The organism is Pseudomonas wadenswilerensis (genome assembly GCF_024749185.1).
Taxonomy (GTDB): domain Bacteria; phylum Pseudomonadota; class Gammaproteobacteria; order Pseudomonadales; family Pseudomonadaceae; genus Aquipseudomonas; species Aquipseudomonas wadenswilerensis.
Genome location: NZ_CP087191.1, coordinates 1329048 through 1344549, shown reverse-complemented (window position 1 = coordinate 1344549; position 15502 = coordinate 1329048). Strand labels below are relative to the sequence as shown.

The following is a 15502-nucleotide window of genomic DNA, read 5'->3' as shown; positions in this document are numbered from 1 at the left end:
GCTCGTTCGACCATTCGCCCTCCTCGCCTGCCCCCTTCCCACCCGGGGCAATATGAAACTTCTTTAACTATCCTCAAGGCACTCAGCGGCCCGATCATATCGGACATTACGCTTCCAAAGGGATTGGTACTTTGACCGGATACAACCTTCCTGCCGCGCGCAAGCCACGAGGTGGTTGATGCGCGCCCAGACGCCCGAAACACAAGCTCCTGTTACTACCGCACTGCCCAATGCCGAGCATCGCCTGCGCTGGCTCGAACGGCTGAGCAAATACCGCCAGCCGATCGGCCTGGGTGTGACCTTGCTGCTGTTTGCCGTGGCGTTGATCGCCTGCCGCCATCTGCTCAGCGAGCTGGACATCTATGCCCTGCATGACTCACTGCTCAGCGTGCCCCCGACTTCGCTGATGGGTGCGGTCATGGCCACGGTCGTCGGCTTCGTCATCCTGCTTGGTTACGAGTGGTCAGCCAGCCGTTACGCCGGCGTCCAGTTACCGCCGCGTACTCTGGTGATGGGCGGCTTCAGCGCCTTTGCCATCGGCAACGCTATCGGCCTGTCGCTACTGTCTGGTGGTTCCGTGCGCTATCGCCTATACGCCCGTCACGGCATAGGCGCCGCCGAAGTCGCCCGGATGACCCTGTTCGCCAGCCTTTCCCTCGGTTGTGCCCTGCCGCCTCTCGCGGCCCTGGCGACCTTGAGCAATCTGCCGGCTGCCGCTGCAGCCTTGCACCTCTCGCCTGCGCTGCTGGCAACGATTGCCCTGGCCGTGCTTGGCTTGAGTGCGGCGCTGGTCTACGGACTTTATCGCCGACGGCTGCCCGAACAACCACTGGCGGACAATCTGCTGGTGCAGGCAGGCCGGCGCACCCTGCGCTTGCCGGGCACGCGCCTGACCCTGCTACAACTGTTCATTACCGCCCTGGACGTTGCCGCTGCCGCCACCGTGCTTTACCTGCTGCTGCCGCAAGCACCGCCGTTTGGTGCCTTCCTGCTGGTCTACCTGCTGGCGCTGGCAGCCGGGGTACTCAGCCATGTGCCCGGCGGTGTCGGGGTGTTCGAAGCGATCCTGCTGGCGGCCTTTGCCGACAAGCTCGGCGCTGCGCCACTGGCCGCCGCACTGCTACTCTATCGCTTGATCTATGTGGTGTTGCCGCTGCTGCTGGCCTGCATTCTGCTGCTCGCCAGCGAAGCCCGGCGCCTGTTGTTTGCCCAACAGGCGATCAGGGCTGCTTCCGGGCTGGCGGCACCGGTGCTGGCGGTACTGGTATTTTTGTCCGGCGTGGTGCTGCTGTTTTCTGGCGCCACCCCGGAAATCGACGGACGCCTGGAACACCTGGGCTTTCTCGTACCGCACCGACTGATCGACGCCTCGCACTTCGGCGCCAGCCTGATTGGCGTGCTGTGCCTGCTGCTGGCCCAGGGCCTGCGGCGGCGCCTGTCGGCCGCCTGGATCCTGACCACCATCCTGCTACTGGTCGGCGCCCTGCTCTCGCTGCTCAAAGGCTTTGACTGGGAAGAGGCCAGCATCCTGACCTTGACCGCGTGCCTGCTGGCCGTCTTCCGGCGCTCTTTCTACCGACCCAGCCGCTTGCTCGAGCTACCGTTCTCGCCGGTCTACCTGGCGGCCAGCGCCTGCGTCCTGGGTGCGTCGGTGTGGCTGCTGCTGTTCGCGTACCAGGACGTGCCCTACAGCCATCAGCTGTGGTGGCAGTTCACCCTCGACGCCGATGCCCCGCGCGGTTTGCGCTCGGCCCTGGGCAGCGCGGTATTGCTGGTGATCGTCGCCCTGACCTGGTTGCTGCGCACCGCACGTCCGGTGATCCACTTACCGTCGGCCGAAGAACTGCAACGGGCCAGCACTATCCTGCAGGCCTCCGACCAACCCGACGGCGGCCTGGCACTGACCGGCGACAAGGCGCTGCTGTTCCACCCCAACGACGATGCCTTCCTTATGTACGCCCGGCGCGGGCGCAGCCTGGTGGCGCTATACGACCCCATCGGGCCGGCCCACGAGCGTGCAGAAATGATCTGGCAGTTCCGCGACCTGTGCGACGTACATCACGCCCGCCCGGTGTTCTACCAGGTCCGGGCCGAGAACCTGCCCTTCTATATGGACATCGGCCTGACCGCGATCAAACTGGGCGAAGAAGCCCGGGTCGATCTCAAGCGCTTTGACCTCGAAGCCAAGGGCAAGGAAATGAAAGACCTGCGCTACACCTGGAACCGCGGTGGCCGCGACGGGCTCAGCCTTGAGGTGCACGAGCCAGGCCAGGCGCCGATGGATGAGCTCAAACTCATTTCCGATGCCTGGCTCAGCGGCAAGAACGTGCGCGAGAAAGGCTTCTCCCTCGGTCGCTTCAGCCCAGAGTACCTGCAGCACTTCCGGATTGCCCTGATCCGCTTCGAGGGCCGCCCGGTGGCCTTTGCCAACCTGCTGGAGACCCGCAGCCTGGAACTGGCCAGCCTCGACCTGATGCGCGCCCACCCCGAAGCGCCGAAGTTGACCATGGAATTCATGATGATCGGCCTGATCCAACACTATAAGCAGCACGGCTATGGGCGCTTCAGCCTCGGCATGGTGCCGCTTTCCGGCCTGCAACCACGTCGCGGCGCGCCACTGACCCAGCGCCTGGGCTCGATGGTGTTCCAGCGCGGCGAGCAGCTTTACAACTTCCAGGGCCTGCGTCGCTTCAAGGACAAGTTCCAGCCGGACTGGGAACCCCGCTACATGGCCGTGCCGGCCGGACTCGATCCACTGGTGGCACTGGCTGACACTGCCGCCCTGATCGCAGGCGGCCTGACTGGATTGGTGAAACGCTGATGATTCGACGCTACTGGCTGTATGTACTGATCCCCTTGCTGCTGGCCCTGCTGGCCACAGCCCTTGGCTTCTGGCTATGGACCCGCCCGGCACCCGAGGCGACCCTGGAGCACCTGAGCCTGACTGATGGCAGCAGCCTGATCCGGGTCAACCCAGGTACCCGTGCCAAGGCGCGAGTCGCCATCGCCGTGCCCCAGGACCAGGCCCTGAGCGAGAAACAACTGCTTGACCTGAGCCAGAGCGGCGAAGCGCAGCTGGTCCAGCTGATCCTCCCACCCGCCGATTGCAGCAAGCAGCAACAGGCCATGCAGCAGGCCCTGCAACAACTCAAGGGCGCTCCGACGCTGGTTGCCGGTATCGGCCCAGGCGCGGCCCAGGCCTGGAGCTGGCTGGCCAGCCAAAGCGATGACAAGGCCCAGGCAATCTCGGTGGACTTCAATCTGGAGCAACCCGGCTGCGCCACGCCACTGCCCAAGTCTGCCGCCCACGGCCACTGGAGCGTGGCCTGGAACGACAACCCGGATGACGCCAGCGCGGCCTTCGTGCGTGATCAGCCGAATGCCGAGACCAGCATCAGCGACTACGACATCCACCTGCCGCAGGTGCTCAAGGCCCAGTTGACCCAGGCGCTGGTCGGCGACGATGGCAACGCCATGAGCATCCCGGTGGTCGAGGTGCCGGCCGGGCAAACCACCGATACCGTGACCCTGTTCCTCTCCGGCGATGGCGGCTGGCGTGACCTGGACCGCGACGTGGCCGGTGAGATGGCCAAGCTCGGCTACCCGGTGGTCGGCATCGACACCCTGCGTTACTACTGGCAGCACAAGAGCCCGGAACAGAGCGCTATCGACCTTTCGGAACTGATGCAGCACTACCGGCAGAAATGGGGGACCAAACGCTTCGTGCTGACAGGCTACTCATTCGGCGCCGACGTGCTGCCGGCGATCTACAACCGCTTGCCGGCCGAAGACCAGAAGCGCATCGATGCAGTGATCCTGCTGGCCTTTGCCCGCAGTGGCAGCTTCGAGATCGAGGTCGAGGGCTGGCTGGGCAATGCCGGTAAAGAAGCGCCGACCGGCCCGGAAATGGCCAGGCTGCCAGCCGCCAAGGTGGTCTGTGTGTATGGCGAGGAAGAGGCAGACGAGAGCGGCTGTACCGACCACACTGCCGTCGGCGAGCGCCTGAAGCTACCCGGCGGGCATCACTTCGACGAGAACTACCCGGCGCTGGCCAAGCGCTTGATTGGCGACATCGAGAACCGCCAGGGCAAGACCCGCGTCGCCGAGCAGGATTGAAGCGCGCCCCGGCGCGCAGCTGCAAGCTGTCAGCCTCAAGCTGCAAGCTAGAGCCAATCGCGCACGGCTCTTGCTTGCAGCTTGAGGCTTGTAGCTTGCAGCTACCTATATCTCTACCTGTGTACCCAGCTCGATCACCCGGTTCAACGGCAAATTGAAGAACCTCAGATTGCCGTTGGCATTCTTCAGCAAAAAGGCAAACAACAGCCCCCGCCAACGCGCCATGCCCACCAGCCGCGACGCAATCACCGTCTCGCGGCTGAGGAAGTAGGTGGTACGCATCGGGCTGAAATCCAACCCCTCAAGATGGCAGAGCTTCAACGCCGCTGGCACATCCGGCTCGTCCATGAAGCCAAAGTGCAACAGCACCCGGTAGAAACCCTCGCCATATGCCTCGACTTCAAAGCGTTCCTGCGCCGGTACCCGCGGCGTATCCTCACTGACCACGGTCAGCAGCACCACCTGCGAATGCAGCACCTGGTTGTGCAGCATGTTGTGCAGCAAGGCATGTGGCACCGCATCCGGGCGCGCAGTGAGGAACACCGCAGTTCCCTCGACCCGATGCGGCGGCTGCACGCGAATGCTGCCGATGAACAGCGGCAACGGCAGGCTGCCTTCGTCCAGGCGCTCGACCAGGATCTGCTTGCCGCGCTTCCAGGTGGTCATCAGGACGAACAGGACAATCCCCGCCAGCACCGGAAAGGCCCCGCCCTGCACCACTTTCGGCACGTTGGCGGCGAAGAACAGGCCATCGACAAAGAGAAAGCCCAACAGGATCGGTACCGCCAGCAGCGGCGGCCACTTCCACAGCAGCAACATCACCGTGGACACCAGCAAGGTGGTCATCAACATGGTCCCGGTCACCGCCACGCCGTAGGCCGAGGCCAGCGCCCCGGAGGATTCGAACCCAAGCACCAGAAGAATCACCCCGATCATCAGCGACCAGTTCACTGCCCCGATGTAGATTTGCCCCTGCTCGTCACTGGAGGTGTGCTGGATCTGCATGCGCGGCACATAGCCAAGCTGGATCGCCTGGCGGGTCAGGGAGAAGGCCCCGGAAATCACCGCCTGGGAGGCGATCACCGTGGCCAGGGTGGACAAACCGACCAACGGTATCAGCGCCCAGTTCGGCGCCAGCAAGTAGAACGGGTTGCGCGCCGCCTCCGGGTTCTGTAGCAGCAAGGCACCCTGGCCGAAGTAGTTGAGCACCAGCGCCGGCAGCACCAGGGCGAACCAGGCGCGGGCAATGGGTTTACGGCCGAAGTGGCCCATGTCGGCGTACAGTGCTTCGGCGCCAGTCAGTGCCAGCACCACGGCGCCGAGAATCGCCACGCCCATGCCTGGGTGGACGATAAAGAAGCGCACCGCCCAGACCGGGTTGAAAGCCTTGAGCACCTCAGGGCTCTGGATGATGCCATGCACACCCAAGGCGCCGAGCACCACGAACCAGGTGACCATCACCGGCCCGAAGAGGATGCCGATGCGCGCCGTACCGTGCTTCTGGATCAGGAACAACGCCACCAGCACGATCAACGCCACCGGAATGACCCAGTGATCGATGCCGTCGAAGGCCAGTTCCAGGCCCTCCACCGCCGACAGTACCGAAATCGCCGGAGTGATCATGCTGTCGCCGTAGAACAGCGCCGCGCCGATCAGCCCACAGCCGACCATCAGCACCTTGAGTTTCGGGTAGGGCGCCGAGGCCCGCCGGGCCAGGGCGGTAAGGGCCATGATGCCGCCTTCACCCTGGTTGTCGGCGCGCAGGATGAACAGCACATACTTGACCGACACCACCCAGATCAGCGACCAGAGGATCAACGCCAGGATGCCCAGCACGCCGTCATGGTTGACCGGCACGCCATAACCGCCGGAAAAAACTTCCTTGAGGGTATACAGGGGGCTGGTGCCGATATCGCCGTACACCACCCCTACGGCTGCCACCAACAGGCTCAGCGGCTTTGCCGACGAATGCCCGCTATCGGTCTGACTGCTTGCCTGAACCATCCACCACTCCCGCAACCAAGACCCTTGAGGCCGGTAAGATTCGCGCCAGACGCTATGATTTCTGCTATCGCGCCGCCGGCACTGTCAGGGCCCGATGCAAACGCAGGCATATCGCCGCGAAGCATAGCTGAGCGTTCGTCGTATTTCTGCTGGTCAAGTGACTTTGCGCTCGCTAGAATTGCGCACTTTTTGATCAGAGGCGCCCAAAGCGCCCATCAGGTTTGCCCGCCTGTCCGGCCAGGCAAGCCCTTCAACACCGAGGTTAGTCATGTCCACCACCCCTACGCCCACCACGCCCAAGGTCGGCTTCGTTTCCCTGGGTTGCCCCAAGGCCCTGGTCGATTCCGAGCGCATCCTGACCCAGCTGCGCATGGAAGGCTATGAAGTCGTGCCCACCTACCAGGACGCCGACGTGGTGGTGGTCAACACCTGCGGCTTCATCGACAGCGCCAAGGCCGAATCCCTGGAAGTGATTGGCGAAGCCATCAAGGAAAACGGCAAGGTCATCGTCACCGGCTGCATGGGCGTCGAGGAAGGCAGCATCCGCGACGTGCACCCGAGCGTATTGTCGGTGACCGGTCCGCAGCAGTACGAGCAGGTGGTCAATGCCGTGCATGAAGTCGTGCCGCCGCGCCAGGACCACAACCCGCTGATCGACCTGGTGCCACCACAGGGCGTCAAGCTGACCCCGCGCCACTACGCTTACCTGAAGATTTCCGAAGGCTGCAACCACAGCTGCAGCTTCTGCATCATCCCCTCGATGCGCGGCAAGCTGGTCAGCCGCCCGGTCGGCGAAGTGCTGAGCGAGGCCGAGCGCCTGGTCAAGGCCGGGGTCAAGGAAATCCTGGTGATCTCCCAGGACACCAGCGCCTACGGCGTCGACGTCAAGTACAAGACCGACTTCTGGAACGGCCGTCCGGTCAAGACGCGCATGCTCGAGCTGTGCGAAGCGCTGAGCAGCCTGGGCGCCTGGGTGCGCCTGCACTATGTGTACCCGTACCCGAACGTCGACGACGTGATCCCGCTGATGGCTGCCGGCAAGATCCTGCCGTACCTGGACATCCCGTTCCAGCACGCAAGCCCCAAAGTGCTCAAATCGATGAAGCGTCCGGCCTTCGAAGACCGCACTCTGGCGCGCATCAAGAACTGGCGCGAGCAGTGCCCTGAGCTGGTCATCCGTTCGACTTTCATCGTCGGCTTCCCGGGTGAAACCGAAGAAGACTTCCAGTATCTGCTCGACTGGCTGACCGAAGCCCAACTTGATCGCGTCGGCTGCTTCCAGTACTCGCCAGTTGAAGGCGCCCCGGCCAACGACCTGGGCCTGGATGAAGTCCCGGACGACATCAAGCAGGAGCGCTGGGACCGCTTCATGGCCCACCAGCAGGCCATCAGCACCGCGCGACTGCAACTGCGCATCGGCAAGGAAATCGACGTGCTGATCGATGAAGTTGAAGAAGAAGGCTCGGTTGGCCGCAGCTTCTTCGATGCCCCGGAAATCGACGGCAACGTGTTCATCGACGGCAACCACGGCTTCAAGCCGGGCGACACGGTACGCTGCCGAGTGACCGACGCCGACGAGTACGACATGTGGGCCGAACCGATCTGATTCGGCGCCGATAAAAAAAGCCCTGCCAGCAATGGCGGGGCTTTTTTTTGCAACTATGGTTTCTTCAGTTGCCCCGAGGAGACCACCGCAATGCGCAGGCATATGACCGTGCAGACCCCTGGCCTGCGTGACTACCCGGAGCTGGCGCGGGTGTGGGAAGCGTCCGTGCGTGCCACCCATGACTTTCTCCCCGACAGTTACATCTGCCTGCTGCGCGAGCTGCTGCTCAGCCAGTACCTGGACGCGGTGATGCTGATCTGCTGTAAAGATACCAGGCAGCGTGTCCATGGCTTTGCCGGGGTCGCCGGCGGGCGCGTGGAGATGCTCTTCATCGACCCCGAGATGCGCGGCCAGGGCCTGGGCTCGCGACTGCTGCGGGTGGCCATCGATGAACTGCACGCCGAGCAACTGGACGTCAACGAGCAGAACGCCCAGGCCCTGGGCTTCTACCTGCGCCAGGGCTTCGAGGTGGTGGGCCGCTCAGAAACGGACGGCATGGGCCAGCCCTATCCCCTACTTCACATGAGGCTGATTCGTACGCAGTCTGCCCGCACCGGCTGAAGGTCTGTGTAATCCCCCTCTGAAAAATGACGAAACTGCAGATTAATGGCCGGATCAACGAATGTTCCCGGCCCCAACCCCGCCGGGGCAGTTACAATGGGCACCTTTCCCTGTGTCTACGGCTGTCGTCATGTCTGAACCCATTCGCCTTTCCAAACGCCTTATCGAACTGGTCGGTTGCTCCCGGCGGGAGGCCGAGCTGTACATCGAGGGCGGCTGGGTCACGGTGAACGGCACCGTGATCGACGAGCCGCAGTTCAAGGTCACCGAGCACAAGGTCGAATTGCGCCAGGGCGCCAAGGCCGAAGCCCTGGAGCCGGTCACCCTGCTGCTCAACCAGCCCGCCGAGCTCGACCTCGACAGCGCCTGTGCCAGTATCAGCGCCGATAGCCTCTCGCAAGAGCACAGCTACAGCCGTCGCCCGCTCAAGGGCCACTTCGCCCGCCTGAGCTGCGCCGCCCCCTTGCAGCAAGGTGCCAGCGGCCTGCAGGTGTTCACCCAGGACTGGCGCGTGACCCGCAAGCTTGATGCCGACCTGGCCAAGCTCGAACAGGAATACATCGTCGAAGTCAGCGGCGAAATGATTGCCCACGGCCTGGAGCGCCTGAACCGTGGCTTCAACTGGAAAGGCAACGAACTGCCGAAGATCAAGGCCAGCTGGCAGAACGAAACGCGCCTGCGCATGGTCCTGAAAAACCCGCCAGCCGGGCTCATCAACCTGCTCTGCAGCAGTGTTGGGGTCACGCCGGTGAGCATGCGCCGGATTCGCCTGGGCGGGGTCGCCATGAGCAAGCTGCCACTGGGCCAGTGGCGCTACCTGGCAACCAGCGAAAGATTCTAAGCAACACGGCGCCGTCACCCAGACGGCGCCCCTGAACAGGATTGTCCCCATGATTCACAACGATGTACTGCGCAGCCTGCGCTACCTGCTGGACGTCAACGACGCCAAGCTCACCGATATCATCAAGTTGACCGGCTTCGAGGTGTCCCTCGCCGACATCGCCTCCTACCTCAAGAAGGAAGACGAAGAAGGCTTCGTGCGCTGCCCGGACGAAGTCATCGCTTACTTTCTCGACGGCCTGGTGATCTTCAAGCGCGGCAAGGACGACAGCCGCCCGCCACTGCCCATCGAACTGCCGGTGACTAACAACATCGTCATGAAGAAGCTGCGCGTGGCTTTCGAGCTGAAGGAAGACGACCTGCATGCGATCCTCAAGGCCGCCGACTTCCCTGTATCGAAACCGGAGCTCAGCGCCCTGTTCCGCAAAGTCGGCCATAACAACTACCGCCCATGCGGCGACCAGTTGCTGCGCAACTTCCTCAAGGGCCTGACCCTGCGGGTTCGTGGCTGATTCCCCGATGAACTACAGCGTTGCTCCAATCGGCCACGTTCGCTCCTGCTTCAAGGAAAAGTTCGCCATTCCGCGCCAGCCACAACTGGCACCGGCTGCCCGTGGGGTATTGGAGTTGCTGCCGCCCTACGACAACGGCGAGGCCGTGGCCGGGCTGGAGCAGGTCAGCCATGTCTGGCTGCTGTTCCTGTTCCACCAGGCCCTGGAAGACAAGCCACGGCTGAAGGTGCGCCCGCCACGGCTGGGCGGCAACAAGTCCATGGGCGTGTTCGCCACCCGGGCTACCCACCGGCCCAACGGTATTGGTCAGTCGGTGGTCAGGCTGGAGAAGGTCGAGGCCGGTCGCTTGTGGTTGTCTGGTATCGACCTGCTCGATGGCACGCCGGTGCTCGATATCAAACCCTACGTGCCCTACGCCGATTCGGTGGCCGGAGCGGTCAACCGCATGGCTGATGCGCCGCCTGCGCCGATTGCGGTGAGCTGGAGCGATACTGCCCTGTGCCAGGCACGCGAGCACGCCCTGCGCCTCGCCGAGCCACTGGTGGAGCTGATTGAACAATGCCTGGCCCAGGACCCGCGCCCGGCCTACCAGGTACCGCCACCCGAGCGCGTGTACGGGGTCAAGTTCTGGGATGTACAGGTGCGCTGGCACTACCCGCAGCCGGATCAGATCCGGCTGCTGGAAGTGGTGATGGACCAGTAGGGCACAAAAAAAGCAGGCCGAAGCCTGCTTTTTTTTGTTTTCAGCGCCGCTTACTTCTCGACGAATGCACGCTCGATCAGGTAATCACCCGGCTCGCGCATACGCGCCGAGATCTTCAGGCCGAAGCTGTCGAGCACTTCGCTGGTCTCGTCGAGCATGCTCGGGCTACCGCAGATCATCGCACGGTCGTCCTGCGGGTTGATCGGTGGCAGGCCGATGTCGCTGAACAGCTTGCCACTGCGCATCAGGTCGGTCAGGCGGCCCTGGTTTTCGAACGGCTCGCGGGTTACGGTCGGGTAGTAGATCAGCTTGTCACGCAGCGCCTCGCCGAAGAATTCGTTCTGCGGCAGGTGCTCGGTGATGAATTCGCGGTAGGCGACCTCGTTGACGTAGCGTACGCCGTGGACCAGGATCACTTTCTCGAAACGCTCGTAGGTTTCCGGGTCCTGGATGACGCTCATGAACGGCGCCAGGCCAGTACCGGTGCTGAGCAGGTACAGGTGCTTGCCCGGGTTCAGGTCGTCGAGTACCAAGGTACCGGTAGGCTTCTTGCTGATGATGATCTCATCGCCTTCCTTCAGGTGCTGCAGCTGGGAGGTCAGCGGGCCGTCCGGCACCTTGATGCTGAAGAACTCCAGATGCTCTTCCCAGTTCGGGCTGGCAATCGAGTAGGCGCGCATGAGCGGGCGGCCATTTGGCTGTTGCAGGCCGATCATCACGAACTGACCGTTCTCGAAGCGCAGGCCCGGGTCGCGGGTGCACTTGAAGCTGAACAGGGTGTCGTTCCAGTGGTGAACACTGAGGACACGTTCGTGGTTCATGTTGCTCATGTACGGGCTCCTGAAGAAAAACGCGGCGCTAAGCGAGAGCGCGATTGCGCAATAGTTTAGTGCCAGCGACAATATCTGTTAAATGAATTATCAAGATATGCCTTATCGGTTATATAGATATGCGATTTACCCTTCGTCAGCTCCAGGTGTTCGTTGCCGTGGCCCAGTACCAAAGCGTCTCGCGGGCCGCTGGGATACTGGCGTTATCGCAGTCGGCCGCCAGTACATCGATCACTGAACTTGAGCGCCAGTCCAGCTGCCAGCTGTTCGACCGCGCCGGTAAACGCCTGAGCCTCAACGCCTTGGGCCATCAACTGCTGCCCCAGGCGGTGGCCCTGCTCGACCAGGCCAAGGAAATCGAGGACCTGCTCAACGGCAAGTCGGGTTTCGGCTCGCTGGCGGTGGGCGCGACCCTGACCATCGGCAATTACCTGGCCACCCTGTTGATCGGCAGCTTCATGCAGATTCACCCGGAAAGCCAGGTCAAGCTGCATGTACAGAACACTGCGCATATCGTGCAACAGGTTGCCCATTACGAAATTGATCTGGGTCTAATCGAAGGCGACTGCAACCATCCGGATCTGGAAGTCCAGCCCTGGGTCGAGGATGAACTGGTGGTGTTCTGCGCGCCTCAGCACCCGCTGGCCAAACGCGGCCAGGCAAGCATGGAAGAGTTGACCCACGAGGCCTGGATCCTGCGCGAACAAGGCTCCGGCACGCGCCTGACCTTTGATCAGGCCATGCGTCACCACCGCTCGAACCTCAACATCCGCCTGGAGCTGGAACACACCGAGGCGATCAAACGGGCGGTCGAGTCGGGCCTGGGCATTGGCTGCATCTCGCGCCTGGCCCTGCGCGACGCATTTCGTCGCGGCAGCCTGGTGCCGGTGGAAACCCCCGAACTGGACCTGGCCCGGCAGTTCTTCTTCATCTGGCACAAGCAGAAGTACCAGACTTCCGCCATGCGCGAGTTTCTTGAACTGTGCAGAAGCTTTACCGCAGGCGTCAGCCGCAGCGACGAGATCGTCCTGCCGACCATTGCTTAAAGCAGGATCACCGCCCAGACCAGGCCGACCATGCTCAGGGCGACGAACTGGGCAGCACTGCCCATGTCCTTGGCATTTTTCGACAACGGGTGGCGATCGAGGGAAATACGATCGATCGCTGCCTCCACCGCCGAATTCAGCAGTTCGACAATCAGGCCCAGCAAGCACACCGCGATCAGGATCGCCCGCTCGGCGCGGCTGACATCCAGCCAGAACGCCACCGGGATCAGCAAGACGTTGAGCAGCACCAGCTGCCGGAACGCAGCCTCGCCAGTGAAAGCGGCGCGCAGGCCGTCAAACGAATAGCCCGCGGCATTGAAAATACGTTTAAGGCCGGTCTGGCCCTTGAAAGGCGACGACATAGAAGATCACTTATTCCACTGAAAGCGCTGCAGCCTAGTGTAGATCGGGTTAAAAAAGCGTGAAGGCCAATGGCCTTAACTGGCTGAAACCGATTCCAGTTGTTGCAGCAGCAAGGCGGCCTGGGTACGGGTACGAACGCCGAGCTTGCGGAAGATCGCCGTGACATGGGCCTTGATAGTCGCTTCCGACACGTTAAGCTCGTAAGCGATCTGCTTGTTCAGCAAGCCCTCACAGACCATGGTCAGCACCCGGAACTGTTGCGGCGTCAGGCTCGCAAGGCCTTCACTGGCGGCCTTGGCCTCGGCGGACACGTCGACTTTCTCGAAGGCCTGCGGCGGCCACCAGACCTCACCATCGAGGACCTTCTGCACGGCGTCCTGAATCACTTCCAGCGGGCTCGATTTGGGGATGAAACCACTGGCGCCGAACTCACGCGACTTGACCACGACTGCGGCTTCTTCCTGCGCCGAGACCATCACCACCGGAATCTGCGGATACTGCCCGCGCAACAGGACCAGCCCGGAGAACCCGTAGGCTCCAGGCATGTTCAGGTCCAGCAGCACCAGGTCCCAGTCGGACTTTTCAGTCAGGCGGGTTTCCAGTTCGGCGATGCTTGCCACTTCAACCAGACGTACATCCGGGCCCAGGCCCAGGGTGACGGCCTGGCGCAACGCACTGCGAAACAGCGGGTGGTCGTCGGCAATCAGGATTTCGTATGTGGCCATCGATCTAATGATCCTGTTCTGTGCAGGCGCAGGAAGGAAGAATAGGCGCCTGGCGGGCAACTCGAGGCTACGGCAACGCCGTAAGCCCAAAAGGCACATCGAGGCCAGGAAAAACAGCGTTTCAAGCCTTCGTCGTGCCCGAATCGGCGCCAAGGATGCCGAGCCTGGATCGGGTGGTCAAGTTCAATACCCGCCCCTGCTCGCCCCCCTGGCCACCAATCCGAGCATTATGCCGCAAAGTGCCGCGCCTGCCCCTTGTACTATAGGAAGGTATGCAAACGCTGGTGCACGGTGTCCTGTTCATCCAGCGGCAATTGATGCTTGGCACTCAGGTAATGGGTGGTGAACACGTCCAGGTAGGCGTCCAGCGCCTCGGCAGCGCGTTGATCACCCGCCAGTTCCAGGCACATGGCCGCCACTTCGGCGGTGCAAAAGTGATCGTCACGCTTGGAGCGGCGCAGGCGATAGCGCGAAATCTGCTCCGGTTGCAGGCTCAGTACCGGAAAACGGTTCAGGTACGGGCTCTTGCGAAACATCTTGCGGGCTTCGGTCCAGGTGGCGTCCAGCAGGATGAACAGCGGACGCTTGCCCGGTACGCGCGCCACCTCGTTGACCACCCGCCCAGGCTCGACGAACTCGCCGGGGAAGACAATGTAAGGCTGCCAGTGCGGCTGCTCGAGCAAGGCCAGCAAGGACTCGTCGACGGCCGTACGCTGCCAGCCGAATGCCGAGGTGTCGGCAATCAGGTCGGCGATCAGCCAGCCGGTATTGGTCGGTTTGAGTGGCTCGGTGTCATGCATCAGCAGGCACATGCCTGAATCGGCCGGCACTTGCGGGCGCCAGGCACACAGGCAATAGCTGAAAATCACCCGGCATTGAGGACAGCGCGGCGCCCGGGAGCCGCGGGCAACGAAGGGTTTGACACTGCGCGCCAGGCGCTCGGCGCGCAGGCGCGATACGGCATGGCTCATGACTGGGCACAACGTGGGCAAGAAAGGGATGGCACTGCTCGGACTCGGCAAGACAGAAAACCCGCACAGTTTATCAGAGCCTGCCTACTGGTTGACGGGATTTGCCGTGCAGCTCTAGCGCCGACTCCCTATAATCCTCAACCTGTCGCTACCCGCTGGCATTGCCGTTGCGCCCGTGACGGAACACCGTGCGCCGTTGTTGGTCCAATTGCCAGTTACTGAACCAGGAGAGATTCATGCTGCGTTTCATCGCCCCGTCCTTGAGCCTGTTGCTCGCCCTGCCACTGGCGGCAAATGCTGCGTCCAAGCAGGAATACGAGCTGAGCCAGATGCTGCAAAAAGTTGCCAAGCAGAGCAGCGTGGGCACGCCGCGGGCGATCAACGAAGACATCCTCGACCAGGGCTACACCGTCGAAGGCAAACAGCTGATCAATCACCTGAGTGTGCTCCCCAGCCATGCGCAAAAAATGCAGGCCGACCCGAACAGGGTGCGCAGCCAGTTGGGTGACAGCGTGTGCAAGAACTCCGGCTTTCGCCAGTTGCTCGCCAAAGGCGCGGTGCTGACCTACCGCTTCACCGAGTACAACACCAACCGCCCGGTTAGCGAACAGGCATTCAATGCCGCCAGCTGTGGCCTGAAAATCCAGAAGTAACTGTTTTAGGCCACTCGCTCCCTGTCGCGCCGCTGTTTTTCATCGGCGCGCAGTTCGGCCACCAGCGCCTGGATATACCGCGAGTGCCGCTCCCCTCCCCCCAGCCGTCGCAGGCACTCCTGTTCAAGGCTCAGGTTATTGGCCTGCGCCGCGCGCTCAAGCATCCGGTACAGCTGCTCGTCGAGCTCTAGGTTAAGCCGTTGCATGCTGCAGCCTCCCTGCACCGCGACTGTCGCTCTGGACTTTCAGTTAACCAGACCCACGCAATGATTGGATCCTGGCTGACGAGCGGTCCCTGCTCATGCCCGGTTCAGAGCGGATCATCCTGCATAAACACGCGCCAGGGTCTAGATTGATAGCAACCACCCTGTATTTTTCGGGCAAGCAAAGGGGGTTGCCCATTGCTGCTATGCGTTGCACTCGAAGACATGAAGAACAATAAGTTGTATGGACCCATTACCACTGCACTGAGACCTTGCAGGTCTACTGCAATGCTCGGGGGCCACACTCGAGCCACGGCAGCCAGCGACACATGCAGTGTCGCGGCCGGGCAGCCCATTGCCACCCGGTCA

At 62.5% G+C, this 15502-nt stretch carries 15 protein-coding genes; 9 read left to right on the top strand and 6 right to left on the bottom strand.

Annotation, left to right across the window (positions count from 1 at the left end; genetic code table 11):
* Window positions 1-178: 178 nt before the first annotated feature.
* Window positions 179-2821, top strand: a complete 2643-nt coding sequence (mprF, locus tag LOY45_RS06130) for a bifunctional lysylphosphatidylglycerol flippase/synthetase MprF (protein WP_258578867.1) — start codon at window positions 179-181, stop codon at window positions 2819-2821.
* On the top strand, window positions 2821-4116 hold the full coding sequence (locus LOY45_RS06125) for a virulence factor family protein (RefSeq protein WP_134063962.1): 1296 nt from the start codon (window positions 2821-2823) through the stop codon (window positions 4114-4116). Before mprF ends, LOY45_RS06125 begins: the two co-directional genes overlap by 1 nt.
* 105 nt (window positions 4117-4221) lie before the next feature.
* Here LOY45_RS06125 and LOY45_RS06120 read toward each other — a convergent pair whose 3' ends face one another.
* Window positions 4222-6120 carry a potassium transporter Kup gene (locus LOY45_RS06120; RefSeq protein WP_115088321.1) on the bottom strand — a complete coding sequence of 633 codons (1899 nt, stop codon included), beginning with the start codon at window positions 6118-6120 and terminating at the stop codon, window positions 4222-4224.
* A gap of 268 nt (window positions 6121-6388) precedes the next feature.
* Here LOY45_RS06120 and rimO point away from each other — a divergent pair, with 268 nt between their 5' ends.
* From rimO to tsaA, 5 genes are all read left to right on the top strand, one after another.
* Complete coding sequence (gene rimO / locus LOY45_RS06115; protein ID WP_115088323.1) at window positions 6389-7726, top strand: 30S ribosomal protein S12 methylthiotransferase RimO; 1338 nt, start codon at window positions 6389-6391, stop codon at window positions 7724-7726.
* Between the two features lie 90 nt (window positions 7727-7816).
* Window positions 7817-8287 (top strand): GNAT family N-acetyltransferase, encoded by a 471-nt coding sequence (locus LOY45_RS06110; RefSeq protein WP_115088324.1) that lies wholly within the window; start codon window positions 7817-7819, stop codon window positions 8285-8287.
* Between the two features lie 130 nt (window positions 8288-8417).
* Entirely contained in the window at window positions 8418-9128 is a 711-nt protein-coding gene (locus tag LOY45_RS06105; protein WP_115088325.1) for an rRNA pseudouridine synthase, read from the top strand.
* Window positions 9129-9177: 49 nt separating this feature from the next.
* The gene (locus LOY45_RS06100; RefSeq protein ID WP_115088326.1) at window positions 9178-9639 is read left to right on the top strand and encodes a YehS family protein; all 462 of its coding nucleotides are present in this window, start codon (window positions 9178-9180) and stop codon (window positions 9637-9639) included.
* A gap of 7 nt (window positions 9640-9646) precedes the next feature.
* On the top strand, window positions 9647-10342 hold the full coding sequence (gene tsaA / locus LOY45_RS06095) for a tRNA (N6-threonylcarbamoyladenosine(37)-N6)-methyltransferase TrmO (protein ID WP_134063966.1): 696 nt from the start codon (window positions 9647-9649) through the stop codon (window positions 10340-10342).
* A 50-nt stretch (window positions 10343-10392) separates the two neighbouring features.
* Here the strand turns inward: tsaA and fpr are convergent, their stop codons facing one another.
* Complete coding sequence (gene fpr / locus LOY45_RS06090) at window positions 10393-11172, bottom strand: ferredoxin-NADP reductase (RefSeq protein ID WP_003222277.1); 780 nt, start codon at window positions 11170-11172, stop codon at window positions 10393-10395.
* 119 nt (window positions 11173-11291) lie between these two features.
* Between fpr and LOY45_RS06085 the strand changes: the two genes are divergently transcribed.
* A complete protein-coding gene (locus LOY45_RS06085; RefSeq protein ID WP_010224761.1) occupies window positions 11292-12218 on the top strand; it encodes a LysR family transcriptional regulator in 927 nt (308 codons plus the stop codon).
* On the opposite strand, the gene LOY45_RS06080 is transcribed toward LOY45_RS06085, so the two are convergent.
* The 3 genes from LOY45_RS06080 to LOY45_RS06070 all read right to left on the bottom strand — a co-directional run bounded on the left by LOY45_RS06080 (window position 12215) and on the right by LOY45_RS06070 (window position 14277).
* Entirely contained in the window at window positions 12215-12580 is a 366-nt protein-coding gene (locus LOY45_RS06080) for a diacylglycerol kinase (RefSeq protein ID WP_115088328.1), read from the bottom strand. The genes LOY45_RS06085 and LOY45_RS06080 overlap by 4 nt on opposite strands.
* A gap of 75 nt (window positions 12581-12655) precedes the next feature.
* The gene (erdR, locus tag LOY45_RS06075; protein ID WP_115088329.1) at window positions 12656-13306 is read right to left on the bottom strand and encodes a response regulator transcription factor ErdR; all 651 of its coding nucleotides are present in this window, start codon (window positions 13304-13306) and stop codon (window positions 12656-12658) included.
* Window positions 13307-13566: 260 nt separating this feature from the next.
* Complete coding sequence (locus LOY45_RS06070; RefSeq protein WP_115088330.1) at window positions 13567-14277, bottom strand: tRNA-uridine aminocarboxypropyltransferase; 711 nt, start codon at window positions 14275-14277, stop codon at window positions 13567-13569.
* Between the two features lie 236 nt (window positions 14278-14513).
* Between LOY45_RS06070 and LOY45_RS06065 the strand changes: the two genes are divergently transcribed.
* The gene (locus tag LOY45_RS06065; RefSeq protein ID WP_258578866.1) at window positions 14514-14930 is read left to right on the top strand and encodes a quorum-sensing-regulated virulence factor family protein; all 417 of its coding nucleotides are present in this window, start codon (window positions 14514-14516) and stop codon (window positions 14928-14930) included.
* Window positions 14931-14935: 5 nt separating this feature from the next.
* Here LOY45_RS06065 and LOY45_RS06060 read toward each other — a convergent pair whose 3' ends face one another.
* Window positions 14936-15136, bottom strand: a complete 201-nt coding sequence (locus LOY45_RS06060) for a hypothetical protein (RefSeq protein WP_115088332.1) — start codon at window positions 15134-15136, stop codon at window positions 14936-14938.
* Between the last annotated feature and the right edge of the window lie 366 nt (window positions 15137-15502).